The sequence below is a fragment of the Sphingobacterium nematocida genome (assembly GCF_900168125.1).
Classification (GTDB): domain Bacteria; phylum Bacteroidota; class Bacteroidia; order Sphingobacteriales; family Sphingobacteriaceae; genus Sphingobacterium; species Sphingobacterium nematocida.
In genome coordinates, this window is record NZ_FUZF01000028.1 from 1 (window position 1) to 26,651 (window position 26,651).

Consider the following 26,651-nt stretch of genomic DNA (forward strand, 5'->3'; position numbering starts at 1 on the left):
AACATTTCACAACTATTAGATTTTTAAGAGCACTTTCTAATAATACTGTTAATGTGTGCCCTGTTCAATCTAGATTTCTAACGTTTAAGTCTGAAAACAAGAACTCTTATGAACAAAATTGACCTAGATATAGCAAAGATAATTGCCCCCTGCTCGCGCGAGCGTCCTCGCTCCTGTGTTAACTATTAAAAGTGCGTACCTTTGCTAACTAACTAACTAACTAACTAACTAACTAACTAACTAACTAACTAACTAACTAACTAACTAACTAACTAACTAATAGCTTGATATTATGTCCCGTAAATACAGATTCCACCATATCGAAGGCTTGTATTTTTATGAACCCCAGGGGATCTTGTTAAATCTTTTAAAGTGTATACATCCACGTGACTCCGGAAAGAGATTGAAAACTATCCACAGGAGAGCCGTAAGGAATGGCTGCTGTGGATGATGAAGCGGGCCATTAAGGATACGAGCGAGGACGCTCGCACCAGCTTGGGGGCTAGAAAGTATAGGTGGATTCAACCAAGTGCTCAAATCACTCTTTGAAATGGGTTATATTTGTAAAACTGAAGGAACGCACACCCCTAATACCTATGATCCGTATTCCAACATTAAATTGACGACCCGCGGTGCTGCTGTCGCTATGGGGCATGTGGTGTAAAAAAATGTAGATTCTCCGAGCTGGCGCGTTTCGCTCGATACTTAAGACACGTCCATGGAACCTCTACCAATAACTTTGCGAAGGTCGTCTGAAGCTGGGAGTTCGAAAACTTCCAAATCAAAGTATTTGATCGCAGCAAATAGATGGTCAAAAATGTCGGCCATGGTATTTTCAAAGAAGGCCCACTGTGTACCTTTTGTAAACATGTAGAGCTCTAACGGGAGACCATATTCGGTTGGAGATAGCTGCCTGACTAAAAGTGTCATATCTTGGTGTATATTGGGGTTATTGCGTGCATAGGCTATCACATAGGCGCGAAATAATCCGATATTGGTCATCCGTCTTCCATTGACCAACATAGAACTATCGATATCGGCCTGGGCATTAAATGCAGCTATCTCCTGTTCTCGGTTCTCGATAAAGGGTTTTAGTAATGCGATCTTCTTCAATTGCAGTATTTCTTCTTCTGCTAGATAGCGAATTGAAGAAACCTTGATAGGTATGGGTCTTTTGATACGTCTCCCTCCGGTTTCCTGCATGCCGCGGTAGTTTTTGAACGAGTCGCTGAGCAGCGTGTAGGTGGGTATAGTCACAATGGTCTTATCCCAGTTTTGTATCCGTACATTATTCAGATTGATCTGTAATACGTCACCGTCCACGCCATATTTTGGCATTTCAATCCAATCGCCCACGCGTACAGAGTCGTTGGCAGACACTTGTATACTGGCTACAAATCCCAAAATGGTGTCTTTAAATACCAGCATCAGTATGGCTGAAGCCGCTCCTAATGATACCAAAAATGACCACGGTGAACTGCCTGTCAACAAGGATACGATGAGCGTACCTGATACGAAAAGAAGAAATATCTGTGCGACCTGCAAGTAGCTGTCTACCGGCTTGTCCTTAAAGGCCGTGACTCCTCTCAGAATATCTCTAGAGGTCTTCAACAGACTATTAAGGAGCATATAGACTGATACGACTAAAAGTACCCCTAACAACTTGACCAAAACTGAGGTAAATAGGGGAAAACTGACAAATATAAAGGGGAAAATCTGCTGCGCAAGGATAACGAGGATAAGCCGACTCAGGAAAACATGTACGCTATTGTACATAAAGAGATCATCCCAGTTGGAGCTGGTCTTTTTGACCAAACGGCTCACCAGATTGTTAAAAGCATATCGGATAATATAGTCTGCAATGCCCAATACGAGAAAGGCTAAGACGAGCAGTGCAACGGAAGCCACGATGTGTGTGACCTGCTCGGTAAGTCCCAGACTTTTAATAAAGTCAAATGTTTGTTGGTAAATGCTACGGGTAGGTAGCTCGGTAAAATTAAGTAGGGTTGTTTTTTCCATCTAAATAAAGTTATCTACGGCATACGCTCTCCCTGCTCGTGGACAAGAGTGCGCTCCAATTCATAAACTTTATAGATTAATAAAATAAAGTAGTAGGAGCCTATCCAAGGAGCTAAAAACATAGGAAAGCGGAAATATAGTACTCGAAATTATCTAATACGATACAAACTTACATAAATATATGACTATACGCAACCATACCCATGATTACCAAGGTACATAACCTCGCGCTGGCTCGGGTATTTCCCGCTTCGTGTTAAACAAAGGCTTCATACCCATAAACCAACGTCTACACAGTAGATTCTCTGATCTAAACCCGTCCGAACTGGAAAGGTGTAACGGAATATGCAAACAGATAAATACTCGGGCACACCGCTTTGAAGCCGAGCACCTTGAATATACAGGAACGGAAATAGGCTTTATGTTATTTAATCAAAATAACCTCTCTAGTGTGTTAACTAATAAAAGTGAGTATTTAAACTAACCATCACCAGAAGAAAATCCAACGAGAACAAAAATTAAGGAGCAATTATAAACTATGCAACGGCGAACGCCCCATGATAGTTTGGTCTACTTTAAAATCTAATATAGCAGCCCAAAATACCATAGAGGAATCGTATTTAAGAAACCACGTTCAATATCATCTTTCACGACAAATCCCCTCTTGGCATCTATTAGTTGCTTAGCCCCTTTATTTTTTCCACCTATTTCAAAGTCCATATCCTCTATACGAAAATCAGCTATAGTAGAAGATAACACTTCATGATTGACACGTAGCTGATTAATAAAAAATGTTTCGCGTATATTACCTATATTTTGGTTATTCTTTGCCAATGCATAAACCAAATTTGCATTGTCTAGATAAACCTTATCTATTTTTCCGAGAGATCTTATTCCTGTAGTATCGCCGCGCAATTGTGCTACCATCCCGGCTTCTTCCATGTATAGCAAGTAGTCTGCTATATTATTCCTACTGATATTTAGCATTTCAGCGATCTTACTCATGTTCGGTTTAAAAGGTACGCTTTCGGCCACAATTCCTAACAATTGCTTTAGCTTTCTTCCTGTAGAGACGTTCATTTCGGCATAAGTGGGTATATCCACTTCTAATGTTTGATTAATCACCTGCTGTAACCTGGTATCGAAGTCATCTTCCTGAGCAAAAGGGTAATAACCAACCTTTAAATAGTCTGCAAAAACAGGAAGTGGTCGCGGCAATTGAGGAAGCTCTACTTCATGTGCAAGCAGCTGTTCCAACGTATAGACAGGGACAGTCAATTGGTGAAACAAGCGGAGATACTCTCTAAACGACAAGCCCTGCATAGAATACACCACAGCTCTACGGCTCAGATCGGCAGTTCCTTTCTTAATATCTAAGACCGAAGATCCCGTAAAAACCACCTTAAGATCTTTATGATAATCATAGATCAACTTCAACTCTCTCGACCAGTCTGGATATTTGTGTATTTCGTCTACAAACAGATATTGTCCACCAGCCTTGGCAAAAGAATCGGCTAAGTCTAACAAACGGTTATTGGCAAAATAAAAATCTTCGGCCGTAACATAGAGTGTCTGCTGAACGGGCAAGTTCATTTTGATATGCTGTAAAACTAGTGTTGTCTTACCTACCCCTCGAGGCCCAATAAGGCCAAGCAACCTATTATTCCAATTAACTTGTTGATAAGCATACCTAACAAAATCAGTGTTCACCTCAGCTATCAAACGGTTCGAGTACGCAAACAAATCTTCCATTTTTGACTTCATTTATCCAAATATAACCAAAATGCACTATCATAGTGCAAAAAAATCAAAAAAATGCACTGTCGCAGTGCAAAATAATTTATTCACACAAAAAAGCACACTCGTTCTGTACAATAGATAAAAAAGAGATTATTGCTTTTATCAAAGAACCATTAATAAAAGGTACTTGATTTCTTCGCTCATTACTTTTCTCTTGCTCGCATCATTTTTTGACTTTTGCTAATCAAAATTATATGAATTCGATTAGTCGGTAGTTGGGATTTTACGTATGTCCATATAGAATACTTCCCAAGTATGCCCATCAAAATCTTCTAATGTACGTTGCTGCATGAAGCCGTAATCTTTCATCTCGGTTGGTTCTACCCCACCTGCCTCTAGACCCTTTGTCATCATTGTATTGACCTCCTCGACCGAGTCCATTGACAAGGAAAAAAGACCTGCTACACTGGACTTGGTGTCGGCAATGGGTTTGTTGATAAAAGAAGAGAATTTGTCATGGGATAAAAGCATGACATAGATATTTTCGCTCCAAACCATGCATTTGCCCGAGTCGTCTGAAAACTGAGGATTATTTGTAAAACCGATTGCGCTGTAGAAATCCATCGATCGCTGGACGTCTGCTACAGCTAAATTTATAAAAATTTGTTTTGCCATTTTATAGGGGTATTAATTTTGCTTATTGGATTATAAACAAAGATGGTTGAATTGCTCCTGTTTTGAATTGTCCTAAGGCAAGAAATGGCAGACTAGGGAAAGGATGGCTTTATTTTTCAACTGTATTTACTGTCCTCTAACGAGAGTGTTAAATCATCCTGATAGGCTTTTTTGTACAACTCGACAATCTTCACCAGAATAAGAGCGCGCTCTTTATCGGAAATCTTATGTCCATTGTCCCATCTTTTAATACTCATTTGATCAATAACCGAAAAGCGGGCCGATATATCACAGATGAGGGCATCACCCCCTCTTTGAAAAAAAAGCTCTTCACCCCTTCCCAGTATTTTCATTTTGTACATAGTGCCATCAGGATCTTTAAACTCGTGGGCTCCGCTGATCGTATTTTTTAATTCTTTTACTCGGCTCATGTGCAAACTTTATGTAGTCGATGCGATGAATTCTTTTAAAGATAGCTATATTGAGCGTATTAAAACTAAAACGGATGCGTAAAATATCACTTTTCATCGCTATGAGCCTAGACGGATTTATAGCAAAACCAAATGACGACTTAAGCTTCTTGAAGCTCGTGGAAAAAGAGGGGGAAGATTATGGTTATACGGAATTTATATCCAAAATAGACACTATAATTATCGGTAGGAAGACCTACGATTATGTGGTTAGAGAAATCGGTACGTCTCATTACGATAACGGACAACGGGACGTATACGTCATCACCAGAAGCGAAAAACCGCAAACAGGTAGAACCACGTTTTATACAGGAAAAATAACAGAACTGGTCAAACAACTGAAATCTAAAAAAGGGGAAGATATCTATTGTGATGGTGGTGCGGAAATAATCAATGAGTTACTAAGGCACGACCTAATTGATGAGCTTGTGATTTCAGTAATACCTATTTTACTGGGAAACGGAACAAGACTTTTCCAAGATGGACGACCTGAACAGGCACTTGAATTCGTAACTGCAAAAACGTTTGATACGGGATTGACGCAATTGCACTATACACGAAAAATCTAAACAGCCAAAATCCAATTTACGTCAAACGGATCCTTTATTTCTACCAATGGATCCTGGTCTCTAATCAATGTATTCTTTTCGGCAGTCAACGCTAGCTTTTGAATAAGATACTTCCGATCTATCAGGTCTTGACAGGATAAAAAGACGGCGATATGGTTGCCTATTTTTCGCCCTCCATCCTGTACTAAATCCGAACCATATATAACAAGGCGATCTGAAATAAGCACGCCACTGATGACAGGTATATCGTTATACCCCTCTATCACTTTATCCAACATTTCGAAATGTAAAACCCCGCCAAAACAGGCTTGATAAAAGGTGAGTGCCTTTTTACAGTTTCCGGCAAATGTGATAAAGATACCGCTTCTTTTTTCAGATCGCTGTTCTAAAAATACGTGCTGCATCGGATCAAGCATCGGGAATTTCGGGTTCTACCAATCTTTTCATCTTATCCAAAGACTCCTGCCAGCCCAAATAGCACATCTCGGCAGGTATCATGTCTGGAATACCGGACTGTTCGATCTTAAGCTCGGTCCCGCAGGATACCGGAGCCAACGATACTGTTGTTATCATTTCCCCTGGTAGGTTGGGATCATCAAATCGATCAACATATTTAATAAACTCGTTCGCTTTTATTTCGAGATATTCTCCACCGAATGAATGCCCATTGCCTGTACTGAAATTGATAAAGGTCATCTTGAAGTGCCCTCCAACGCTAAAGTCCATTTGCTGCACGGTACATATGAAGCCATAGGGAGGTAACCATGTCGCGTGTGCTGCTGGATCTGAAAACGCCCGGAATATCTTTTCAGGACTTGCCTGAATTATCCGATGTAGGGATACTGAATTTGCCATGATATATAAATTTTAATTGTGATTTGTCTTAGTTATGGGTTCGAATTTTAGGACTATAGCTATAAGAAACGGCGAGTATGGCCAATACCACCAAAGGCATTAGCATAAAACCTACATTTCGATCTACACAGGCATGACTGATAAAAGCAAAGATCAGACTGAACGTCAGCCCGGCATAGGCCCACTCCCGTAATTTGGCAGGTATTTTGGGCAGCGAAATAGCTAGAATCCCCAGCACCTTGCAGATAATCAGTAGGTAAGCGAAATAATCGGGATATCCCAATGGTTTTGTCCCTGCATTGACATAGACCGGTGCGAAAAGCATCGTACCCAAGGGCATAAGTCCTTCCCAAAGGATAAGAATTATGGTGGCTGTCCAAAAGATTAATTTATTCTTTTTCATGTTTATAATGTTTATAACTTACATTACAAAGTTGCGAAAGATTGTAAAGCGGCAAAAGTTGCAAAAACGACAACTTAAGGGGTAGATTACGACAAATTGAGTAACTTTACGGACCAACAAATCTAAGAGCATATGCGAGTTTCTGTCTTTGTACCCCAGTATGGAACAATAGAAGCGATAACACCAGCCTTCCGAACCTTCAACACGGCCAATGAGTTTCTGACTACATTTGGCAAAAAACCGATATTCGAGGTAGAGTATGTGGGCTTAAATGAATATGTTCCAGCCAATAGCGGGGAGTACACGATAAAAACCAACAGGTTGCTACCTGATGTCCAACAAACCGACCTATTGATTATACCGCCTGCATTTGGAGATATGAGTGCCGGCATCAAGGCGAATGAAGAAGCAATACCTTATTTTACAAAAATGTATCATGCTGGCGCTAGTCTCGCTAGTCTTTGTGTAGGCGCTTTTTTATTGGCTGAAACGGGTTTATTGGATGGACGCAAATGTTCTACGCACTGGGCATACCTAGAGGAATTTAAGGAAAAATACCCGAATGTAGAAGTTGAAGATGGGGCTATTATCACTGAGCATGATCGTATCTACAGCAGTGGTGGGGCCAATAGTTTATGGAATTTAATATTATACCTCCTAGAGAAATTTTCTGATAGGGAAACGGCCATATTGATATCAAAGTATTTTGCATTGGATATTAGCCGGGATAGCCAATCTCAATTCGCTATATTTCGGGGGCAACGCAATCACAGTGATCTAGCCATAAAACAGGTACAGGATTATATCGAACAAAATTATGAAGACAAGATTACGATCGAAGACCTTGCTAATTTAAGTAATATTGGTCGTCGTTCGTTTGAGCGACGCTTTAAAGAGGCAACGAATAATACCACCATGGAATACATACAACGCGTACGTATAGAAGCAGCGAAGAAATTTTTCGAAGTTTCACGTAAAAATGTTTCTGAAGTCATGTACGACGTAGGCTACACAGACACCAAAGCTTTTAGAGATGTATTTCGAAAAGTAACTGGGTTGACTCCTATCGAGTACAGAAATAAGTTTACCAAGGTAATGTAAATGACGACAATCGGTTTCTTTCTAGACAGCTTCTCTTAATAATCGATATTGATATGGAAATCCGAATACTTTTTATAGCTTGATTTTAGCTTCTTGATAAATATTTTTTTCAGCTCGCGATCTGTAATAGAGCTCAATTTGGCTTCTAAGTCATCATTCAACCAACCCCCCTCTCCTTCGGCACAGTGAAAGTTAATATGAAATAGATAGCCTGAGCCTTTATAAAAAATGATGTAGGATACTTTGATATCATTGTCAAAATTTGCGCAATAAAAGAATGGGATAAAAACAGCTTTCTCTTTTTTAAGATCGATAATCTCGATGTCTTTTTCATAGAACAACAGCATCTCCATCTGGTAGTCCTCGTCGTCGAACACGACCTCTAATGCAGTTTGCTTGTTTTTTAAATTGGCGATGATCTTTGTTAGTGTGCCATCAAACGGTGGCTCATCGGGGTTACATAGTCCTTCAACTTTGACCGTTAACTGATTTAGGCCATGCTTATCCTCCCAATTTTTAAAAACAGTAATAGAATCCCGCGTGCCGGCTTCTGCGACGCTGAAAAAGCAGCAGAGACTCCATAGCAAGAGCAACAGATAACGCACTATGGAATACTGATCTTGCCCCATTCTCCCCAATTGGTCGCTCATATTTGAAATAGTTAAATTTAAAACTTGATGAATTGATAGGGGTGGCTTTTTCCTAGGGTAATCGTATGCTCACCTAGCAGGCCATCGTTATAGGTAAATCCGGACATCTGGCTGTAGGTCTCGTACAGGATCTTGTCGCCTTTCAACTTGTAAACGAACACTCCCTCTATGGTATTTCTATACTTGGTCAGCATCTCCTCATGTACCTGCTCTTTGGATCTATTGGCAAAATAACGGACCTCATACGTACCATCAGCGTAGAACTGAAAGGCATCCAAGGTCTTGATGATCAAAACCGTATCTGAACTTATATGCAGGTCTTTAATATCAAACCCAACAGGTGAAAGTCCGTACTTTTTCATTTCCTGATAGCGCTTCAAGGTTAATTTCTGCTTTCTTTCGGACTCGATACTGAGGTAATAGCCATCCAATCGGAGGCTAGAATTTTCGGGTAATTTGAAATTCGGCTGGTAGTATTTGAATTTTTCCTTAGGCTTGGTCTTCGGGCTCAATGCGGTAAGCAGTAGCGGCGCATGACAGCCCGTGAACATACCTAAAACTAGGATTAGTAGAATATTTTTTAGGCTCATGATCATTTATCCTAATTTTGGTCTATTCGTTCTCGTAAATATAATAATTTCAAGATCGTTAGCCGAAGATTACTTTACAGCTTTAAATTTACCAGTCTCCAACACCGTGAATATGGATTCTTCGTGGGTAGGTACTTCGTTCATATAATTCCAACTCTGAATGCTGATCCGGTCCTTCTCGAGTGTCCCGATTTTACTAAATGCAGATTCGGCTATCTCATCATAGGCAATATCTAGCTGATCGATGATATTCCCGTTTTTATCTAGGGTGACTAAAGTGCTGAAGAGCTCGTGCTCGCCATCTCTATAGGTAATAACGATGGCACTGAAATTCTCGGAGAGAGGCACTTTGTATCTTAACCTAAAATTTTCGGCAGTAATGTTTGAAGTTTTAAATTTTATCTTTTTAATGAAAATATCGTCTGCTATTCCTTCTGCCTGATAATTATCAAAATTCGTCGAATCGGTGATTACAAAGTTTCTAATTGGAAGCTTTTTTAAGACATCTTCCTCCTGGCCAGCGTTGCTTTGGTCTACAGTCTGCTCCTGAATTCCTTTCGCAGTATCGTTTTTGGTTAATTCCGTATGGGTTTCTTCTGTCGTTGCCGTCTGTTGCTTTCCGCCATTGTTGCAGGATAGGAGGGCTAAGCATCCGGTTATCGTCAATACTATTAATACTTTTTGCATATGTTCGTTTTTATTCGTTCCTGCCCCGGTTTATCGGAAGTAACTTCTGATCATCTTTGTAGCAATTCCTGTACCAAGGCTCCAATCCTTATCCCCCATCTTGTCCTAAGACAAGTAATTTCTTAAATATTGCGAAACCAAACAGTTGCACTTATCTTTATATAGACAGCGCAACATTATGGAAGCACGACGCGATATATTTCAGGCAATTGCGGATCCTACACGACGGGGAATACTGGCATTGATTGCACTACAGGCAATGACACCCAACGCCATTGCCGAACATTTTGACACCTCCCGACAAGCCGTATCCAAACACCTCCGTATACTCTCCGCATGTGAACTGATTAAACAGGAACACAAAGGCCGGGAAATCTATTACCAAATTGAAATGGAAAGGATGAAAGAGATTGACAACTGGCTGGAACAATTCCGAAATATCTGGGAAACAAAGTTCAACCAGTTGGACAATCTATTGAAAACAATTAAAAAATAAAGACATGGACAGCAACTTATTATTTGACTACACGGTCAATAAAGACGAAAAAACGATCCGCATGGTACGTGAATTTGCAGCAAGTCTCGAGCTGGTGTGGGACGCATGGACAAAAGCAGAACTACTGGATCAATGGTGGGGACCGGAGCCTTGGCGGGCGGAAACGAAAGTAATGGATTTTCAGGTCGGCGGTTATTGGCTCTACGCCATGGTAAGCCCTGAAGGCGAAAAACATTGGAGCAAAGCGGATTTCATCTCGATCGTAAATAAAAAATCATTTACAATGAAAGGTGGATTTTCGGATGAAAATGGTGTACTAAATCTAGATTTTCCACAAAATGAATGGGAAAACACCTTCGTCGCAAAAGAAGATCGGGTAAGGGTAGAGATCCTACTGACTTACGACTCGGTAGAAGACCTCGAAGCAGAAATCGAAATGGGCTTTATTGAAGGTATGACCGTAGACTTCCAGCAGCTGGATGCATTATTGCCGAGATTAAACAGTTAATAGACGTTAACCATGAAGATACATTCGACGAATTACTTTGACACATTTATTGAGGTAGCAGAAGATACAAAAGTAGACAAAGGTTATAGACCGCCTACCAAAGACAAGAAGACGGTAGCTGACATGCAATACGAACTCATTGTTCAAAACCCTTACAAATTCACGTCAGACGATCTGCTTTTTAAAGTATTTGCCGAACGAAATGATGTAACACAAGAAGAATATGAACAGGCAAGAGCACAACTTTTTTCAAAAGGACAGGCCTGCTTGCGCGCTTCACCGCTGACAAAGACTTATGGTTTTGGTATTCATCACGACGATCATGGAAAAATCGCGCTCTACGGAATGGAAACCGAAGAATATCAAAAATTCTTGGCCGATGCCAAAATCAAAAAAGTGAAAGCTATGAAATCAAGCCGGTAAGAAAACTTGAGCGCTTCTTTTTTGGAACATACTTTGCTAAATAAATAGCGTATAGAACCTTGTTCATGAAAAGAAAACCGCTGCCCCTACTGCAAAAGACATTGCTCAGTCTGCTTATACTAATTCTGGGCGTCATGTTTGCAGACCTATTGCTACGCTTGTTTTTTGATATCAGTCTAGAGATTGGGCTGTTGATTCTTCCTTTTGTGGGAATAGGGCTCATTAGTCTGTTTGTCTTTTCTCGGAAAAAGAAGCTTTTTATCGGGGTACTTTTAGCGATCCTCAGTGGGTTGGTGTTGATTTATTCCAACCTGACAAAAGATGGTTTTTCTGGTGGTTCCTTAATAAATAACAGCGAATATGCCATTCGAGTCACACCCCACAGTTATTGGATAGTCAAGCATTATAATATTGCAGAAAAGGTAATAGCAAAGAAAAAATCTGATGTATTTTTTGATCCGAACTCGAAAACGGGATATGACCGGGGATATACTATACAGATACGCGGGGAAACACCTGATAGCCTCTATATTGAAATAAATTCCAGCCTGCAACAGCTGGACAGTTTAAAAAAGAGCGGTCTTTGGGAAAAGAACTGAAAAATGAACCAGATTCACCGAAACAATATTTAATTAGTCACCAATAAAAAGATCCCTATGAATTATTTTTTAGAGAAGCTTCCTTACATGTCTTACAATTTGCTGCTTCTACTAACGGTTCTGGTCGGCTATGCGAGCTGTAACACCAACGAACAGCAGCTTAAAAAAGATACAATCATTTACAAAATTTACAATAAAACAGGTTCGCTGGATACGGATACGCTGTGGGTTTCGCAAAATGATTCGGTAACATTCAAAGCGGAAGAGGGTATGCAGCGCAACCCGGGGCAGAAAGCAAAATGGGTAACCCGTTATGAATTGAGAAACCCCATGGATGGGGCTTATTATTTCATCTATAACGATAAGCATCAGCTGATATTGGAAGGAAAATATACGGCATCATATGTCTATGAAGGGATGACTATAGAGAACGGCAATTTTTATAATTCAAAAAGTTACTATTATAAAGACAACGGAAGGTTGAATTCTATACATTATCAGGTAGACGGTAGAAATTTTAAAACAGAACTCTTCAATAGAAAAAAGGAGTTGACAGAGGTTATTTACTTCAACAAAAAATCGGGCGATAAGGAGAAAGAAGAAATTTATAAAAATGGAAAATTGAAAGAAACCCGCATCTACACTGGATTTGAGAGGTATCATACGGTAAAACAAAGTGAATAATATAGAACTAAAATTTTGACAAACCCAATGGAAAATATGACAATTATATCGCTAGACGATATTAGCGCGGACTACCTGCGGCTTAACATTGAATCGGACAATAAACCAAGTGGCGCTATTGATTTCATTTCGGAAAAAATAAATTTCAATATTATTGGCCCATCTTTCTTTAAAGGGATGGTGCCCATAAGGAATATCGATCTGGAATTCAAGGATGGAAAATTAATTTTTATATTCGACAGTAAAAAGAAACTATCATTCGATTGTAGTTTGGAAGGATTCGAAAAAGTAAGCACACATATCAAGGCTTATGGTAATCCCAGTAATAAATAGGGTAACTTTATATATGGTGGAACAAAAGTTAAATTTTCAGTTTTTTGAAGGCTGCTAGATACTTATTCCTAACCCCATTATCTTCTTCCTGTTCACAAAGCTCCTTAACCTTGGGGACCAACAGTTTATTATGATCGGTCGCCAGCTTGAGGATCTCGGCCAGGGCATAAGCACAGGCCCAGCGTACAACAGTACCACCTCCAGGTATATTTAAAAGCAGCGCATCGATAGCCGCGCCTACCTGTTCTGGGTAGTATTGGATAATGTTCCCGATTACTTTAGCACTCTCCCACTTTACTCTAGGCTCATCGTCAGCTAGCGTCTCTATAACATATGCCATAAGATAATCATCCGATATGCTGGGGTCCTTTTTTGTAGCATATTCTATCGCTTCGATGCAGGTTGCTTTGTCTATAGCCTTTTGCCGCTCGGCGTATCCCATTAATTCTTCTAGGGTCAATTCGCGCTGCACCAGCCAATCGCCAATCATAGCTACCTTGCCTTTGGCTTTAATGGACTTGTCCCAAAAAACTTCTTCTATAGTCATCTAAACGATTACAAAGTATCGAAAAATTTAACTCCGCAAAATCTTTTCCATCTTCTTGCCCTTGGCCAGTTCATCAACCAATTTATCCAGGTATCTGGCTTTCTGTGTCAACGGATTCTCGATCTCTTCTACCCGATATCCGCAAATAACACCTGTAATAAGCCCCGCATTCGGATTGATGGTCGCTCTGTTAAAAAACTCCTCAAACGTAACTCTGTCAGCTATTAATTGTTGCAGATCATGTTCGCTAAATCCGGTCAACCAAGTGATGACCTGATGCAAATCGGACTCAGTTCGACCTTTCTTCTCTACTTTTGCTACATAATGGGGATAAACCGATGCAAATATCATCTTTGCGATACGTTCGTTGTGAGCTTCAGAAGTGTTCATGCCATTCCTATTTGTATAGGTTTAAAATTAAAAAAATAAGACAGAAGGAGCAAAAAAACTTTCTTGATAGCCTTTGCGAGAGGTCAGTTCTTTTAACGAACACGGAGGAGACCTGGCAATAGACACTTTCAGAAAAAAAGTGCACAGCTAATAACGAAGCTGTGCACTTGCATTTAAAATTCAACAGGCCCCAACTTAAACTTCTGGGCAAGCAGCTTGATCAAAGAAGAACCAACAATCTTTGTGTTTGCGAAGTATGGTCGATGGCCAAGCGGTGCTTATCGCTGAACTTAAGGTATGCATAACTGCTTCCCTTTTATGCGCTCCCACTACCACACAAAACAAACTATTTGCATTCATGATAGTAGGAATAGTTAGTGTTAGGGCATGGGTAGGGACACTATTGATCGTGTCAAAGCATTTATCGACGACTTGCTGCATACGGCACACTTCGTCCAACTCTACTTTCTTGATTAGGTAACTATCGTCAAAATCTGCCACAGGAGGATCGTTGAAGGCAATGTGACCATTTTGTCCAATACCGAGACAAACCAAATCAATAGGTTTCTCGTGGATCAATTTCGATATCCGTAACAACTCATCATCGACTATAGCGCTCGGATCGATAAAGAATTTAGCTTTAGGCGTGATTTTACTAAACAATCTATTTTCCAAATATTTCGAAAAAAGCTGATCTGCATCTCGATTTAAACCAATATATTCGTCCATATTAAAAGCTACGATCTTAGACCAGTCTATCTGTTCAGATTTTGCCAGATAGCTAAGCATATGATCCTGTGAAGGTGCAGCAGCAAAAATAACCCTGATCTCTTCTTGTTTCGATTGCAATTCGACCAATTTAGCTTCAACAGCTCTACCAGCCTTCTCTCCAGCCTCTTGGGCTGTTACGGACACGTCAACATTTAATTCTTCTAAAAGCATATAATAACTAATTAATAAAAGGAAACTGTGCACACATTAAACCACATTAACACGACGGCTATTGGGCAATGAAACGAACACTATCAATAACAATCTCCTGATCCTTTAAATCAGATGGCATCTGCCCCTTAAAAAGCCAAAGATTCATTTTCAATTTTTCATTTTTCTGTTTCGGTACATCTTTGCCATTATACGTCCACTCTTGAATATTTCGCAATACCCCCTCGGCATCTTTGTAATCACTACTGAAAAGGATACGATCAGACTGCCAATCGAAAGAATGCACCGTCTGCCCTAGCCCTGCCGGAATATCAAATCGTTTTTTATTGCCGGATATATCAGAAGGTTGAGATGCAAATTGAGCATTCTGATTAGTTGGGATCGACCATTTTGAAAACTCGATATCAATTTCTTCCGTATCATTGAGATAAGTGAAAAGTCCGGCAACAACATGTTGGTCAAGAGTTGTCACATCAGAATTGATATAAAACACATACTTTCCATGGCCCATAGACTTCTTGGAAGTGATCCCTGAACAATACCAATATCCACCATCTTGCCTGATCTTCAGATGAAGCTTTCCATTGGCATCTACCCACACATTTTTATCAGAATCCGAAAATAGATTAGGCCCTGGTCCTTCTTTCTTGTCTTTTGTCTTACGGACTATCCAATCCATTTCTGAAAATCGAATAATACGGTCTGTCGCGACCACTGGCGGCTCTACATCGGGCGAAGAACTACTACAATTGATAAAAAACACCAATACCATTAACGCATAGAACCAACGATTGCTATTCATCATACTATTTTGCTGAAATGTTTATTCTGATATCTTTAAGTATAGCCCCAGCCTTGTCCCTCGCTGTCAAGACAAGAGTATTCGTGCCAGATGTATTGCCATTGTGAATAAATACCATGTTCTTTAAATCTAAATCCAGTTGCGTAAAACGGCTTCCTTTCTTAAGCACCTCTGCCCCTTTGATAAGCCACCCGAATACAGGCAAATCCTCTACTGTATAAATAATATCACCTGCCGAGGCTCCGCTCACCAACAAGTCGGCCGCTGAAAGCACATACATACCGCCATTGGCAACTTCAAAATCTTTCTTTTCTTCGAGTACGAGCTCCGAATCTCCGCTTGCCAACGTTGCTATTAACATCGGTGGTGCCAACGTAGGATGTTCTTTGGAGGCTATTTCATCCGTTTCATCCGATCCCGGTTGTCCATCCAACATAAAAGATTTTAAACCGGTCGGTTTTTTCTCATTGAAATAGTCCGTAAGATCAAACCTAAACGTACTGATTTTGCTAGTTTTTATAGAAGCTATTCGCGGCGAGTTCGGGAATACCGCGTTACTGAAATTCAGCGACGATTCTACCCAAGCCGTACTTGGAGTTTCAAACAGATTAAGATCCACCCCCTTGGCCGCTGTGAAGGATACAGCCAATTGCAACTTAAGATCGGTCACAACACCTTCTTTCTTGAAGTCCGCAAAATCGAACATGAGGAAAGCCTTACGGTCATAATCTCCATTGTTACTGACATTCTTAATTTTCATCAATGTATTAGTCCCAAAATTCTTGGTAGACTCGACTCCCCCATTTACATAAGAATCATGTTTAGCAAATATGGTATCCTGAAGCAAGTTTGGGTTTACAGCATTTGCATCCCCTGCTGGAGCAGAATAAAAGACTACAAAATTGACTACATGGATAACTCCATTATCCGGAACCAAATTTGAAGTCCTGATCTGCCATTGCCTATTGGTGCCTTCATTAATCAACCCTACATAAGTACTGGTATGGGACAAATACATGCTCTGGCCATTCTCCGTATCATACGCAATGGGTCTATTGCTGGGAGCAAGTGCCGGATCATTAAAATTTACAACAGATTTGACGGTATGATAGCGTAAAATATTCTTTAAAATAGGGAGTGGAATCGCAGCTATAGAGCTGTATCCGTTCTCCTTAAAATAACTTCTGAAAGCCTGGTTATTGGGCGCAATAAATGTCGCTCCAGGACCTCCTTCATACATAGCCTGAAACTGTGTACGCTCGATAGCTTCATTCAGGAGAGACAGCGAATCATTTCCTTTGATATAAGCCAAAGCCGACATATTCAATTTGGTGTTGTCTTCGGCATAATCGTACTCAAAACTCTCTTGAATTTCACAGCTAAACACCATCACCAACATACCAATTCCCAACAGGGAACTCGTAATTCTATATATTATCTTTCTCATAAGACTACTTATAAAATTCGTTTTGTTCAATATTCATATTTCTTAGCGTTGCACTTTCGTGCAATGGCCACAATAGATTAGCTTCACTAGCCAATCCATTAATAGGCTTCATGGTTGAAATCGCTGTTCCGGTACGTACAAGGTCAAACCAGCGATGACCTTCAAAGCAAAGCTCTATCGAACGCTCGTGCAACACTGCTCCGGACAGACTTCCGTAAAGATTATTAGCCGCACTTTCATCCATTACAGAAAGACCTGCACGACGGCGTATACGATTGAGCAACTCCAATGCTTCGGCCGACTGATTTAAATAGGCATGTGCTTCCGCTTTAAGCAAAATAATGTCAGCAAGTCTTGTCAAAACGATGTTATTAGAAGATGGATCCGGACTTTCGTCATTAAACCCCTGACCAAAAAACTTCCATATCTTGCGGGGCTGAGCTTGTGAGACATCATAGATACGTGGCTTGCGCAAGTCGCCTGTCTCTATCGATGCGATAAAGCGGGCACTAGGCACATAATCACTATCCGATCCAAGTGCGTAAAGTATTCGGAGCGCGTTTGTCTGCACCTCATTATATCCAACCTCAAAAATGCTTTCGGTACTTACTCCCTTAACAAAGATGTCATTCCAATCGCTCATAGACACCAATGAATATTGAGAATCAGCAAGAACCTTTTCCGCAGTCGCAATTGCTTTATCGTATTTCTTTTGCCACATATAGAGCTGGGTCAAGAAAGCATACGCAGCACCTTTGGTCATCAATACGCGGTTTCGTGCACCGGAGTAACTGCTCGCACAGTTTTCGACAGCGAATAACAGGTCTTCTTCAACTTTTGCCAATACTTCTTCCGCACTATTACGTGACACAAATACATTCTGTTCCACACTCTCATAAGGCTCGGTGACCAACGGTACATTTCCCCAAATACGAACTAGGTAAAAGTAAGCAACAGCTCTAAGCGCATGAGATTGTCCCAGCAGTTGCTTCTTTAATTCGCTATCTCCATCTCCAAATACCTGAGGGGTATATTTAATGGCATAATTGGCCCTCGATATCAGCGTGTAAAAATTGTCCCAACGCGCAGAATTTATAATAGGAGTCAATGCATTTTGTTGCAGCGCAAAAGGGTCACCTGAATGGCGTGTCGTCACATTGTCCGCTCGCCCCTCCCCCCAATAAGCGAAGTTCAGCCGAAAGAGCGACTGCATACTGTTGTAAATACCGGTTACCCCAGCCTGTGCATCACTAGGTTTCTTATAAAAGCCCTGTCCTGAAAAATTACTAATGGGATCCTTGTCTAAAAACGAATCGGAACAAGCCGAAGCGAATAGAATAACGACACTTCCCAATATATATTTAATCGATTTTTTCATGGTTAATAAAATTAAAGTCCAAAAGTTAAACCAAACATGAACGTACGACTTTGAGGATACGAACCTTCATCCAAACCTACCCGAAGTCCTGAATAGGAGTTTACATCGGGATCAAATCCGGTATACTTAGTCCATGTAATTAAATTTGTCGCAGTTACGAAAGCGTCAACCTTGTGTAAACCGATACGCTTTACCCAATTGGAATCAAATGTATATCTCAGGTTGACGTTCTTCAACTTAATATACGATCCATCCTCTACCCATCTACTTTGTACCCTACTGTCCGACTGTTTCGGATCATCCCGAATCAATCTAGGAAAATCCGTAATGTCTCCCTGTTGCCGCCATCTGCTCAAAGCATCTGTCGAAAGATTGTTGTATCGTACAATGGAATTACGTTGGTGATTTAGCTCGCTATAAATCTGATTACCTACCGAATACTGAAAAAATACATTTAAGTGGAAATTTTTGTAACTAAAATCGTTGGATATTCCTCCGAAATATTTGGGTTCAGCATAACCAATGATTTCTCTATCGTCTTGATTGATTACGTTATCATTATTTACATCTTTCCAAATCGGATCTCCACCGACAAACACAGGACCATTTGCACCATGTGTTAAGCCGTTGACATTATCTTCATCGCGCGCATATACACCCTGAAATTGCCAGCCGTAAAACACGCCGATAGGCAATCCTACCTGCAAGATATGGAAAGCGCCATTCTGAATGTATCCATTAGTCAATACATCTTCTGGCAACGAAGTTACTTTATTTCGATTCAAACTGACATTCACATTCGTATTCCAGCTAAATGCGCCCTGGAGGTTACGTGTCTGAAGACTAAACTCAAGACCTCTATTCTCTATAGAACCTATATTTCTAGTCACATACTCAAATCCTGTTGTGCTCGGAAGCGGAACATTGTACAACAGATCTTTTGTCTTTTTCAGATAAGCATCGGTTGAGAATAATATTCTATTGCTCAAGAAACCCAATTCCAAACCTAGATTATACTGATGGGTAGTCTCCCAGGTAAGGCTCGCATTAGGCATGACGGTAGGTGCAGCTCCCGAAAAATCCAAATAATTAGTACCTAGGCTAAATTCTCCTTGCGAAGTATAATCTCCAATAGCTTCATTACCGGTACTTCCTAAACTAAAGCGCAGTTTACCATCGCTAAGCCATCCCAAATCCTTGACTCCATTTTCTTCGATAAAACGCCAGCCTGCGGATGCAGACGGGAAAAAGCCAAAACGTTTGTCTTTTCCAAAGCGGGACGAACCATCCGAACGAAGATTAAACTCTAAAAGGTATTTACCAAGATAATCATAGGTCAATCGTCCAAAATAGGATTGCATAGCATGCTCCGAAGCTACGTTAACACCTTGATTTGTAATAATGGATGCACCATTTAATGTTCGGATATCATCACTTGCGAAATAAGAACCATCCAGCCCGGTACGGTCGTATCGCCATTTTTGAAAACTCACACCCGCTACAGCACCAAAATTATGTGCATTGCCCACACTTTTGGTGTATGTAAAATAACTCTCATTACCCCAGGTCAAGTTACCAGAAGAACGTACGCCACCGGTATTATACCCCTCCCTATAGTCGAGGATAGACGGCATAAATTCATCTTCCTTCATCGCAATATAATCCAAGTTGAAATTACTTCTAAACTTGAGATCTTTGAGAAGATCAATTTCTAAATATTGACTACCTATGATACGATTGCTTTTATTTAGATTGGTGGCAAACAAAGCCATTCCAACTGGATTCCTTTGTCCGATCATATAGCCATTAAGAGAGCCGTCAGGCAGATACATAGACATATTGGGTGGACGAACCAATAAACTGCGGATAATACTCAGGTTTCCAGAGCCTGCTGCATTCGTCCGGTTATTGACAGCATTGGTATAAGAAATGCTTTGCCCTATACGAACCCGGTCAGAGATATTAAAGTCTACATTCAATCGAGAAGTAAAACGCTTGTAATTCGAGTTAAGAATTACGCCGTCCTGGTCCAAGTAAGAAGAACTCCAAGCATATTTAGTCCCTTGATTACCTCCACGTACAGAAAGGTCAATTTTGTATTGTTTTGCTGTGCGCATAAGAGCATCCTGCCAATCTACGTCGCCGTTATTCATCGGATTTAAGGAGTCTATGAGGGTGTAATAAGGCTCTTCTGGTACAGCCAAAGCGTTATAAGAATCCAAAACAGCTTCTCTATATTGCCTAGCATTCAAAACGCTAAGCTTTCGGGTAAGCGAACTCACACCAGTAGTAGCATTAAGCAACACCTCAGGTTTGCCTTCTGCACCACGCTTGGTCGTAATCATAACGACCCCATTGGCCGCCCGCGAACCGTAGATTGCTGTAGAAGCGGCGTCTTTCAGAATTTCAATTGAAGCAATATCGTTCGGATTTATATCAGCCATTGGATTTAATCCCGAACTTTCTGTACCATTTAAAGAAGATATTGAATTGGATTCAATAGGAATACCATCAACAACAAACAGCGGATTGTTGCCCGAATTCAAAGAAGAATTTCCACGTACCCGTATTGTCATCTCCCCACCAGGAGCCCCCGAATTAGACGATACCTGAACCCCAGCAGCCCTACCTTGTAAGATTGAAATCGGATCCTGTAAAGTCGTCTTCTCAATCTCAGAAGCACCAACCGACACAACAGACCCTGTCAAATTTCTCTTTTTTTGGCGTCCGTATCCAACAACTACCGTTTCTTCTATCTCTGTAGCCAGATTCGATAATTCGATAACATATTCCGTACGAGCGTCTACTTTTACAGTCTGACTCGTATATCCTAAAAAAGAAAATACGATGGACTGTCCTTCAGACAGCTCACTCAATACAAAAGCCCCTTGGCTATCCGTACTCACACCGGTATTTTGCCCTGTGAGCTTCACACTCACTCCCGGTAAGGGCTCTTTGGTACTTGCGTCAATCACCTTTCCGGATACACGCTTCTGTTGTGCAACAACTCGATCGGGAGTAATCGCCAATACACACAAAAGCCAAAACGTAAGGGAAAATGCACATGCACCCCATTTAAATTTACGATGGTTAGCAGTAAATATCATAATGCAGATTTTAAGTTTATATCATCTGTTATTTGTCGTAAGCAAGGTATAAAAAAAACAAATCTTATGCAAACAATTGCACAAAATATTTAAAAAACACAATAAAAACATAATAAAACCCAACATAATCAATGCAAACATTTGCACAAATAATTACACAAACTAATATTTGATTTCAAGAAAATTTGGACTAACTTCGAAAAACATAAAGCAGAAAACCCGTCATGAAAAAAAAGGAAACATCACGTATCACGATAAAAGATATAGCTAAATCGCTTAATCTTTCTACCGCTACAATATCACGTGTACTTTCTAACCACCCTGCAATTAGTGAAAGCACAAAAAAAATAGTCAATGATAAAGTAAAAGAATTGGGTTTTTCATTGGACCCTATAGCTTCAAGTTTCAGGAGCAAAAAAACAAAATCAATTGGTGTGATATGCCCTCGGATAGACATTGACTTCCACTCTAAGGTAATCAGTGGTATAGAAGAATATGCCTACAAACAAGGCTATCAAATTACAATCTTTCAATCCCATGATTCTTACGTAAAGGAAAAGGAGATTGTACAGATGCTGGAAACCTCTCTGGCCGCTGGTATTATCATATGCCCGGGATTGGAAACAAAAAGATATGAACATTTAAAAAAGCTGAGCAAATCCAATATACCCCTAGTCGTGTACGACCGTAGCAGTGAAAATTTAAAAGCTAGCAAAGTAATTATCAATGATTTTGAAGCTTCTTACAACGCCACATCTCACCTAATAAAACAAGGATGCAAAAACATTGCACACATAGCTGGAAATCAAAATGTTGACATATTTAAATTTAGACTAGCAGGATTCAAAAAGGCATTAACCCAACAACAGCTCCATATCCACGAACAGCTTATTCGCGAGACAAAAAACTTAAGCTATGAGGAAGGAAAAACGCAGGCCGAAGCACTTCTTCAATGTAACCCAAGACCTGATGGGATCGTTTGCGCCAACGATTACACCGCAGCAGCAGCACTGAAAGTATTTAAAAACAATGGATTGCGTATCCCTGAAGACGTAGCCATTATCGGATTTAGCAACTACCCGATATCTTCTATACTTGAGCCACAGATCTCAACAATTGATGACAGCTCCTATGACATGGGACTTGTAGCAGCCAAAATACTCATCCAACAGATTGAAGACAAAGACATGCAGAAAATGGACTACCAGGAAATCATTATTAAAACAAATCTCCTGGTACGTGGCTCTTCTGACAGAAGTCAAATTTAAATTTTAAGAGCTGGAAAACCTGTGCTAGGTTGTCCAGCTTTTAACTTTAAAACCGTAGAAACTGTAATAGATTAAGTAGGCATAGCAAGGCAAAAGCACTACATATGCCTCTTTCAGGCCGATACTATCTGCAAAAAAACCATACAACAACGGCATAATTGCATTTCCACACAAGGCCATCACCAACAGCGAAGCTCCAATTTTAAGAAATCTTCCCAATCCAGATAAAGCCAGTGGCCATACTCCCGCCCAAATCATTGAATTTGCAAATCCCAGCAACACCAAAAACCATACGGAAATATCCATACTGTAGCCAAAAACACTAACATTTCCAGACAGGATCATAATAGCAAACGAAAATAAAAAACCCAATACCGTACATACCCTAAGGGCAATTAACTGACTTAAAAAACGCGGTATAACAAGGATACCCAACAAATATCCGACGATGGTAGCTGTAAGGGTATACGATGGAAATATTTTTGCATCCGCAAACGAGAGCCCAGCATGTTGTGCATAACCAATAATGCTATCCACCGCAATAACCTGGGATCCAACATGAAAAAAAATAGCGACACTGCCGAGTACTAAATGCGGGAATTGCAACAAACTCGTTTTAGGGACATTTCCGCCTTTCATTTCTTCTTCCTCTCCATCGGTATGAATTTCAGGAAGCGGCGAAAACTTGACTAATAATCCCAAGACAACGAGAATCACCGACACCATGGTATAGGGTAAAATAACCCTATCCAATAAACCATTGACAGCCAATTCTCTTTGTGATGCCGACATTTGCGCTAAACTATCCAAAATCACCTGGTCTTCAGGACGCAATACAATCGCAGCGAACAATAGCGGGGCTAAGATTCCAGCAAGTTTGTTGCTGATCCCCATAATACTGAATCGCTGTGCTGCGCGCTCTTTATCACCAAGAATGGTTACATAGGGATTTGCAGCAGTCTGTAGTATAGAAAGACCTATACCTAACGTAAATAACCCAACCAAAAAAAGTGGATAATATTGCATAGCTCCTGCAGGAACGAATAATGCTGCCCCAATCGCCATCACAAAAAAACCAATCATTATCCCTTTTTTGAACCCCACATAACGCAATAAGTACCCCGAAGGAATGGACATTACCAAATAGGCAATATAAAATGCGAAAGCCACTAAATAAGACTCGAAATGATTGAGTTCAAAAGCCCCTTTAAAATAGGGTATCAATATGGCATTAATCCAGGTCACAAACCCAAAAACAAAAAACAAGGAGACTATAATACCTATGGATACAATCTCTTGGCGCTTTGACAAACTTGTCACGGACACCGAATCTGAACTATTCTTCATCTTATTACTGTTTGAGGTCTAATGATATAGGAAGACTTGAATCACCTTGACTATTAAAAGCCCTGAATATCATTCCTGTTTTATAAGGTATCGGCTCCTTGTACAATTTACTATTAACAGTCGGTTCCGAAGCGTCTTCACTATAGCGCACTTCGAAACCAGGAAGTTCCATGTTTACAAATACCTTACCGTCAATATTTTTCACACCAGGTGTAGGAATACGATAAGCAACTCCCCCGTGGAGGTAAGGAAGTCTTTGCAACTCTTGGGAACCGACCACGTTAAAGAACGTTTTGAGCGCATCCTGATAGGCTTGGCCATGAATATCTCCATGCTGCTCCCACGATCCCGGTTGGGCCCATGCGCGTTCGCTAAAGGCCAGCAATCGAGGAAAAAGCATACGCTCCATCTCGCGTTCTGATTTGATGGTTTCCGACCAAAGTAGCGCCTGTAGACCAACAATATTACGCTTCCCTTCCTCGGTTAATTTTTCGGCAGTAGTCAAGACACGCTCCGGCAATTGACGGCCCAACCAATCCTGTTTCTGGGTATGTAGATAATCAAACGGCACAAAGCTGAAAGGCTTTTCCAAATCTATAAAACCGCCCCAATAGAATCCTTGTTCGCGAAAATGCTTATAGTAAGCCATATCCATATAAAAGTTGCTTACAAAAGAAAGCTTCACTTTATAACCAGCGTTAGCCAACCGATAAGCAAGATCTTCATTCCCCCCCAGATTATTCCATACATTCAGAAAAACAGAACGATCTTTAAAACCCGTAAAGGGTATCCATTTCTTTTTGCCATTTTCAACCACCTTCTGCATACCAACCTCTTCCCAACCAGAAAGACGAAGCCCTTTCTTTTCTAACATTTTATAGAGAATATCAAAATGCCTCACCCATAAATCACCTGTCTCCTTTATCTCCGAATTTTCAAGTTTTAATTTCGCAAATGCTGGAGAATGCTCCCATACTCCATTAGGTACCTCATCTCCTCCAAAATGTATAGTACTCAGACCAACCGAAGCCTGTTTATATAAAGTTATAATATCATCGGTAACCTGCTCTAAAAATGTATAAACAGAAGGAAGTGATACGTCCATCACATTATCGTTCCATTTTTGCACAGATCTATAAATAGACGAATCCCCAGGTGACCGCAACAGATACCGATTCGCACCTACAGTATCTCCTTCTTTCAATAGCCGCTGGTACCTAAAATCCATAGCGACGATAGCAGCCCTAGCATGACCAGGGGTTTCTATTTCCGGGATAACCTGAATGTGACGACGCTGTGCATATTGGAGAATTTCTATAAAATCGCCCTGACTATAATATCCGCTAGCACGTGGATTGTCTAAAAAAGGACCAGATCCATACGAGGGCGGCAACGATGGCTTTTCCTCAGTATCGGTCCAGTGACCTCTACGAGCACCGACTTCCGTTAGTTCAGGAATAGAGGGAATCTCCAACCGCCACCCTTCGTCATCATTCAAGTGAAAATGAAGGGTATTCAATTTATAGAGCGCCATCATATCAAGAATTTTTAGAACCTGATCTTTCGTTTGGAAGTTACGTGCTACATCCAACATTAAACTTCGGCTTCCAAAACGCGGTTCATCAAAAATTTCTATACACGGTAAAATTACAGGACTGCTGTTCTTTGGATTATAAAACTTGGGATCGACCAACAGCTTCAAGGACTGAATTGCATAAAACATTCCCGCCCTAGTAGATGCTTTTAAGACTATCCCTTTAGCACTGATTATTAACTTATAGGCCTCTTCACGAAGCGAATTATCCTTAATCAAATGCACACCTAAAGATGACGATGCTTTGCCCTCATTCAAACGGGAAGGCAAGTTAAACAGTTGCAACAAATCCGCTTTCAACAATTGACCTTCGGCCGAGAAGTCGGACTCGACGTAAAGGGCTATGTTCTTCTGTAGCGTATAGGCTCCTTTACCCAATTGGCTAGACACCGGAGTTGGTAAGATCTGTCCAACTGGCAGCTTGTTTAAATCTTGATAGCGTTGATTTTTCTCATATATGCGTTGCGCATCCATCTCTACATCCCCACCTACTCTATAGAATGCTTTTTCATCTGCTGGCAACAAAGTCTCCACAGCCCCCAATGGCTCAATTTTGTTATTCCCCCAATCTAAGTAAAATCCCTGAGGGGCATCATTGTAATTCACTACCCAGGATTTTGACACGAGTGTATATTTTACCTTTTCGCCCGGCTGTAATAGCTTTCCATTAGCATTCGGAAGAAAATAAAAATAGTCCCCATTGATATGATGCACATCCATAGGCTGCAACGAATCCACAGGTTCGGCCAATCGAATAAAATTAAAATACAACTTCCAGCCAGCCCAAGGAAATGGCTTATTACTGCTATTTTCTATCACCAGTTCAGAAAGAGCCTGCTCCTTACCTTGATAGTTGTTCAAAAGAGGCTGCCAGCTTATCGTTAATGGAAACGAATCCTTAACCTGTGCACTTCCAGCACTGACCAACCAAACAAGACAGGCCATTATCAAAAATATTCTTGCTTTCATATGTGTATAACTATTTTATGAATGTTTGTTTTATCTTGCATAAATCAGCTCGCTTCAC

The 26,651-nt window shown here is 40.5% G+C and carries 28 protein-coding genes; 9 read left to right on the forward strand and 19 right to left on the reverse strand.

What is annotated here, in order from left to right; translation table 11 throughout:
- Positions 1-705 precede the first annotated feature (705 nt).
- The 4 genes from B5X76_RS20615 to B5X76_RS20630 all read right to left on the reverse strand — a co-directional run bounded on the left by B5X76_RS20615 (position 706) and on the right by B5X76_RS20630 (position 4,865).
- Positions 706-2,019: a mechanosensitive ion channel family protein gene (locus B5X76_RS20615; protein ID WP_079645813.1), complete on the reverse strand. Its 1,314-nt coding sequence runs from the start codon at positions 2,017-2,019 to the stop codon at positions 706-708.
- Positions 2,020-2,601: 582 nt separating this feature from the next.
- Complete coding sequence (locus tag B5X76_RS20620; RefSeq protein WP_079645850.1) at positions 2,602-3,771, reverse strand: ATP-binding protein; 1,170 nt, start codon at positions 3,769-3,771, stop codon at positions 2,602-2,604.
- A gap of 252 nt (positions 3,772-4,023) precedes the next feature.
- The gene (locus B5X76_RS20625) at positions 4,024-4,434 is read right to left on the reverse strand and encodes a VOC family protein (RefSeq protein WP_079645814.1); all 411 of its coding nucleotides are present in this window, start codon (positions 4,432-4,434) and stop codon (positions 4,024-4,026) included.
- Between the two features lie 116 nt (positions 4,435-4,550).
- The gene (locus B5X76_RS20630; RefSeq protein ID WP_079645815.1) at positions 4,551-4,865 is read right to left on the reverse strand and encodes a hypothetical protein; all 315 of its coding nucleotides are present in this window, start codon (positions 4,863-4,865) and stop codon (positions 4,551-4,553) included.
- A gap of 74 nt (positions 4,866-4,939) precedes the next feature.
- Between B5X76_RS20630 and B5X76_RS20635 the strand changes: the two genes are divergently transcribed.
- Positions 4,940-5,473 carry a dihydrofolate reductase family protein gene (locus B5X76_RS20635; RefSeq protein WP_079645816.1) on the forward strand — a complete coding sequence of 178 codons (534 nt, stop codon included), beginning with the start codon at positions 4,940-4,942 and terminating at the stop codon, positions 5,471-5,473.
- Here B5X76_RS20635 and B5X76_RS20640 read toward each other — a convergent pair.
- Genes B5X76_RS20640 through B5X76_RS20650 form a run of 3 tightly spaced genes read right to left on the reverse strand, consistent with a single transcriptional unit; the run spans position 5,470 to position 6,731 of the window.
- Positions 5,470-5,877 carry a VOC family protein gene (locus B5X76_RS20640; RefSeq protein WP_079645851.1) on the reverse strand — a complete coding sequence of 136 codons (408 nt, stop codon included), beginning with the start codon at positions 5,875-5,877 and terminating at the stop codon, positions 5,470-5,472. The genes B5X76_RS20635 and B5X76_RS20640 overlap by 4 nt on opposite strands.
- Positions 5,878-5,881: 4 nt before the next feature.
- The gene (locus tag B5X76_RS20645; protein WP_079645817.1) at positions 5,882-6,328 is read right to left on the reverse strand and encodes an SRPBCC family protein; all 447 of its coding nucleotides are present in this window, start codon (positions 6,326-6,328) and stop codon (positions 5,882-5,884) included.
- Positions 6,329-6,356: 28 nt separating this feature from the next.
- Positions 6,357-6,731 (reverse strand): DoxX family protein, encoded by a 375-nt coding sequence (locus B5X76_RS20650; RefSeq protein WP_079645818.1) that lies wholly within the window; start codon positions 6,729-6,731, stop codon positions 6,357-6,359.
- A gap of 132 nt (positions 6,732-6,863) precedes the next feature.
- Between B5X76_RS20650 and B5X76_RS20655 the strand changes: the two genes are divergently transcribed.
- Entirely contained in the window at positions 6,864-7,832 is a 969-nt protein-coding gene (locus tag B5X76_RS20655; RefSeq protein ID WP_079645819.1) for a GlxA family transcriptional regulator, read from the forward strand.
- Between the two features lie 35 nt (positions 7,833-7,867).
- Here the strand turns inward: B5X76_RS20655 and B5X76_RS20660 are convergent, their stop codons facing one another.
- The 3 genes from B5X76_RS20660 to B5X76_RS20670 all read right to left on the reverse strand — a co-directional run bounded on the left by B5X76_RS20660 (position 7,868) and on the right by B5X76_RS20670 (position 9,759).
- Positions 7,868-8,482, reverse strand: coding sequence for a hypothetical protein (locus B5X76_RS20660; RefSeq protein ID WP_079645820.1), 615 nt, complete (start codon positions 8,480-8,482; stop codon positions 7,868-7,870).
- Positions 8,483-8,499: 17 nt separating this feature from the next.
- Positions 8,500-9,072 (reverse strand): hypothetical protein, encoded by a 573-nt coding sequence (locus B5X76_RS20665; RefSeq protein ID WP_139375434.1) that lies wholly within the window; start codon positions 9,070-9,072, stop codon positions 8,500-8,502.
- Between the two features lie 69 nt (positions 9,073-9,141).
- Complete coding sequence (locus B5X76_RS20670; RefSeq protein ID WP_079645822.1) at positions 9,142-9,759, reverse strand: hypothetical protein; 618 nt, start codon at positions 9,757-9,759, stop codon at positions 9,142-9,144.
- A 178-nt stretch (positions 9,760-9,937) separates the two neighbouring features.
- Here B5X76_RS20670 and B5X76_RS20675 point away from each other — a divergent pair, with 178 nt between their 5' ends.
- The 6 genes from B5X76_RS20675 (at position 9,938) to B5X76_RS20700 (ending at position 12,802) form a co-directional block, all read left to right on the forward strand.
- Complete coding sequence (locus B5X76_RS20675; protein ID WP_079645823.1) at positions 9,938-10,255, forward strand: ArsR/SmtB family transcription factor; 318 nt, start codon at positions 9,938-9,940, stop codon at positions 10,253-10,255.
- A gap of 4 nt (positions 10,256-10,259) precedes the next feature.
- Entirely contained in the window at positions 10,260-10,763 is a 504-nt protein-coding gene (locus B5X76_RS20680) for an SRPBCC family protein (protein ID WP_079645824.1), read from the forward strand.
- 12 nt (positions 10,764-10,775) lie between these two features.
- Positions 10,776-11,186: a DUF6157 family protein gene (locus tag B5X76_RS20685; RefSeq protein WP_079645825.1), complete on the forward strand. Its 411-nt coding sequence runs from the start codon at positions 10,776-10,778 to the stop codon at positions 11,184-11,186.
- Positions 11,187-11,251: 65 nt separating this feature from the next.
- A complete protein-coding gene (locus tag B5X76_RS20690) occupies positions 11,252-11,785 on the forward strand; it encodes a hypothetical protein (RefSeq protein WP_079645826.1) in 534 nt (177 codons plus the stop codon).
- Positions 11,786-11,842: 57 nt separating this feature from the next.
- Entirely contained in the window at positions 11,843-12,469 is a 627-nt protein-coding gene (locus tag B5X76_RS20695) for a hypothetical protein (RefSeq protein ID WP_217699701.1), read from the forward strand.
- A 27-nt stretch (positions 12,470-12,496) separates the two neighbouring features.
- Positions 12,497-12,802 carry a hypothetical protein gene (locus B5X76_RS20700; RefSeq protein WP_079645827.1) on the forward strand — a complete coding sequence of 102 codons (306 nt, stop codon included), beginning with the start codon at positions 12,497-12,499 and terminating at the stop codon, positions 12,800-12,802.
- A 28-nt stretch (positions 12,803-12,830) separates the two neighbouring features.
- Here B5X76_RS20700 and B5X76_RS20705 read toward each other — a convergent pair whose 3' ends face one another.
- From B5X76_RS20705 to B5X76_RS20735, 7 genes are all read right to left on the reverse strand, one after another.
- Complete coding sequence (locus tag B5X76_RS20705) at positions 12,831-13,349, reverse strand: hypothetical protein (RefSeq protein ID WP_079645828.1); 519 nt, start codon at positions 13,347-13,349, stop codon at positions 12,831-12,833.
- Positions 13,350-13,376: 27 nt separating this feature from the next.
- Positions 13,377-13,739, reverse strand: a complete 363-nt coding sequence (locus tag B5X76_RS20710; RefSeq protein WP_079645829.1) for a DUF2200 domain-containing protein — start codon at positions 13,737-13,739, stop codon at positions 13,377-13,379.
- A 195-nt stretch (positions 13,740-13,934) separates the two neighbouring features.
- Entirely contained in the window at positions 13,935-14,681 is a 747-nt protein-coding gene (locus tag B5X76_RS20715; protein ID WP_079645830.1) for a 6-phosphogluconolactonase, read from the reverse strand.
- A 58-nt stretch (positions 14,682-14,739) separates the two neighbouring features.
- Positions 14,740-15,486: a glycoside hydrolase family 16 protein gene (locus B5X76_RS20720; protein WP_079645831.1), complete on the reverse strand. Its 747-nt coding sequence runs from the start codon at positions 15,484-15,486 to the stop codon at positions 14,740-14,742.
- Position 15,487: 1 nt separating this feature from the next.
- Positions 15,488-16,930, reverse strand: a complete 1,443-nt coding sequence (locus B5X76_RS20725; protein WP_079645832.1) for a CBM96 family carbohydrate-binding protein — start codon at positions 16,928-16,930, stop codon at positions 15,488-15,490.
- 4 nt (positions 16,931-16,934) lie between these two features.
- Positions 16,935-18,308, reverse strand: a complete 1,374-nt coding sequence (locus tag B5X76_RS20730; protein ID WP_079645833.1) for a RagB/SusD family nutrient uptake outer membrane protein — start codon at positions 18,306-18,308, stop codon at positions 16,935-16,937.
- 11 nt (positions 18,309-18,319) lie between these two features.
- Positions 18,320-21,415 (reverse strand): SusC/RagA family TonB-linked outer membrane protein, encoded by a 3,096-nt coding sequence (locus B5X76_RS20735; protein WP_079645834.1) that lies wholly within the window; start codon positions 21,413-21,415, stop codon positions 18,320-18,322.
- Positions 21,416-21,639: 224 nt separating this feature from the next.
- Between B5X76_RS20735 and B5X76_RS20740 the strand changes: the two genes are divergently transcribed.
- The gene (locus tag B5X76_RS20740) at positions 21,640-22,683 is read left to right on the forward strand and encodes a LacI family DNA-binding transcriptional regulator (protein WP_079645835.1); all 1,044 of its coding nucleotides are present in this window, start codon (positions 21,640-21,642) and stop codon (positions 22,681-22,683) included.
- 24 nt (positions 22,684-22,707) lie between these two features.
- Here the strand turns inward: B5X76_RS20740 and B5X76_RS20745 are convergent, their stop codons facing one another.
- Together B5X76_RS20745 and B5X76_RS20750 are read right to left on the reverse strand one after the other, a co-directional pair.
- A complete protein-coding gene (locus B5X76_RS20745) occupies positions 22,708-24,030 on the reverse strand; it encodes a sugar MFS transporter (protein ID WP_079645836.1) in 1,323 nt (440 codons plus the stop codon).
- Positions 24,031-24,034: 4 nt separating this feature from the next.
- Entirely contained in the window at positions 24,035-26,593 is a 2,559-nt protein-coding gene (locus B5X76_RS20750) for a family 20 glycosylhydrolase (RefSeq protein WP_079645837.1), read from the reverse strand.
- Between the last annotated feature and the right edge of the window lie 58 nt (positions 26,594-26,651).

What these genes read in the sequence shown, in the direction of transcription:
- B5X76_RS20615 (WP_079645813.1), bottom strand. Translation starts at nt 2,019, where the DNA reads ATGGAAAAAACAACCCTACTTAATTTTACCGAGCTACCTACCCGTAGC.
- B5X76_RS20620 (WP_079645850.1), bottom strand. Translation starts at nt 3,771, where the DNA reads ATGGAAGATTTGTTTGCGTACTCGAACCGTTTGATAGCTGAGGTGAAC.
- B5X76_RS20625 (WP_079645814.1), bottom strand. Translation starts at nt 4,434, where the DNA reads ATGGCAAAACAAATTTTTATAAATTTAGCTGTAGCAGACGTCCAGCGA.
- B5X76_RS20630 (WP_079645815.1), bottom strand. Translation starts at nt 4,865, where the DNA reads ATGAGCCGAGTAAAAGAATTAAAAAATACGATCAGCGGAGCCCACGAG.
- B5X76_RS20635 (WP_079645816.1), top strand. Translation starts at nt 4,940, where the DNA reads ATGCGTAAAATATCACTTTTCATCGCTATGAGCCTAGACGGATTTATA.
- B5X76_RS20640 (WP_079645851.1), bottom strand. Translation starts at nt 5,877, where the DNA reads ATGCAGCACGTATTTTTAGAACAGCGATCTGAAAAAAGAAGCGGTATC.
- B5X76_RS20645 (WP_079645817.1), bottom strand. Translation starts at nt 6,328, where the DNA reads ATGGCAAATTCAGTATCCCTACATCGGATAATTCAGGCAAGTCCTGAA.
- B5X76_RS20650 (WP_079645818.1), bottom strand. Translation starts at nt 6,731, where the DNA reads ATGAAAAAGAATAAATTAATCTTTTGGACAGCCACCATAATTCTTATC.
- B5X76_RS20655 (WP_079645819.1), top strand. Translation starts at nt 6,864, where the DNA reads ATGCGAGTTTCTGTCTTTGTACCCCAGTATGGAACAATAGAAGCGATA.
- B5X76_RS20660 (WP_079645820.1), bottom strand. Translation starts at nt 8,482, where the DNA reads ATGAGCGACCAATTGGGGAGAATGGGGCAAGATCAGTATTCCATAGTG.
- B5X76_RS20665 (WP_139375434.1), bottom strand. Translation starts at nt 9,072, where the DNA reads ATGAGCCTAAAAAATATTCTACTAATCCTAGTTTTAGGTATGTTCACG.
- B5X76_RS20670 (WP_079645822.1), bottom strand. Translation starts at nt 9,759, where the DNA reads ATGCAAAAAGTATTAATAGTATTGACGATAACCGGATGCTTAGCCCTC.
- B5X76_RS20675 (WP_079645823.1), top strand. Translation starts at nt 9,938, where the DNA reads ATGGAAGCACGACGCGATATATTTCAGGCAATTGCGGATCCTACACGA.
- B5X76_RS20680 (WP_079645824.1), top strand. Translation starts at nt 10,260, where the DNA reads ATGGACAGCAACTTATTATTTGACTACACGGTCAATAAAGACGAAAAA.
- B5X76_RS20685 (WP_079645825.1), top strand. Translation starts at nt 10,776, where the DNA reads ATGAAGATACATTCGACGAATTACTTTGACACATTTATTGAGGTAGCA.
- B5X76_RS20690 (WP_079645826.1), top strand. Translation starts at nt 11,252, where the DNA reads ATGAAAAGAAAACCGCTGCCCCTACTGCAAAAGACATTGCTCAGTCTG.
- B5X76_RS20695 (WP_217699701.1), top strand. Translation starts at nt 11,843, where the DNA reads ATGAATTATTTTTTAGAGAAGCTTCCTTACATGTCTTACAATTTGCTG.
- B5X76_RS20700 (WP_079645827.1), top strand. Translation starts at nt 12,497, where the DNA reads ATGGAAAATATGACAATTATATCGCTAGACGATATTAGCGCGGACTAC.
- B5X76_RS20705 (WP_079645828.1), bottom strand. Translation starts at nt 13,349, where the DNA reads ATGACTATAGAAGAAGTTTTTTGGGACAAGTCCATTAAAGCCAAAGGC.
- B5X76_RS20710 (WP_079645829.1), bottom strand. Translation starts at nt 13,739, where the DNA reads ATGAACACTTCTGAAGCTCACAACGAACGTATCGCAAAGATGATATTT.
- B5X76_RS20715 (WP_079645830.1), bottom strand. Translation starts at nt 14,681, where the DNA reads ATGCTTTTAGAAGAATTAAATGTTGACGTGTCCGTAACAGCCCAAGAG.
- B5X76_RS20720 (WP_079645831.1), bottom strand. Translation starts at nt 15,486, where the DNA reads ATGATGAATAGCAATCGTTGGTTCTATGCGTTAATGGTATTGGTGTTT.
- B5X76_RS20725 (WP_079645832.1), bottom strand. Translation starts at nt 16,930, where the DNA reads ATGAGAAAGATAATATATAGAATTACGAGTTCCCTGTTGGGAATTGGT.
- B5X76_RS20730 (WP_079645833.1), bottom strand. Translation starts at nt 18,308, where the DNA reads ATGAAAAAATCGATTAAATATATATTGGGAAGTGTCGTTATTCTATTC.
- B5X76_RS20735 (WP_079645834.1), bottom strand. Translation starts at nt 21,415, where the DNA reads ATGATATTTACTGCTAACCATCGTAAATTTAAATGGGGTGCATGTGCA.
- B5X76_RS20740 (WP_079645835.1), top strand. Translation starts at nt 21,640, where the DNA reads ATGAAAAAAAAGGAAACATCACGTATCACGATAAAAGATATAGCTAAA.
- B5X76_RS20745 (WP_079645836.1), bottom strand. Translation starts at nt 24,030, where the DNA reads ATGAAGAATAGTTCAGATTCGGTGTCCGTGACAAGTTTGTCAAAGCGC.
- B5X76_RS20750 (WP_079645837.1), bottom strand. Translation starts at nt 26,593, where the DNA reads ATGAAAGCAAGAATATTTTTGATAATGGCCTGTCTTGTTTGGTTGGTC.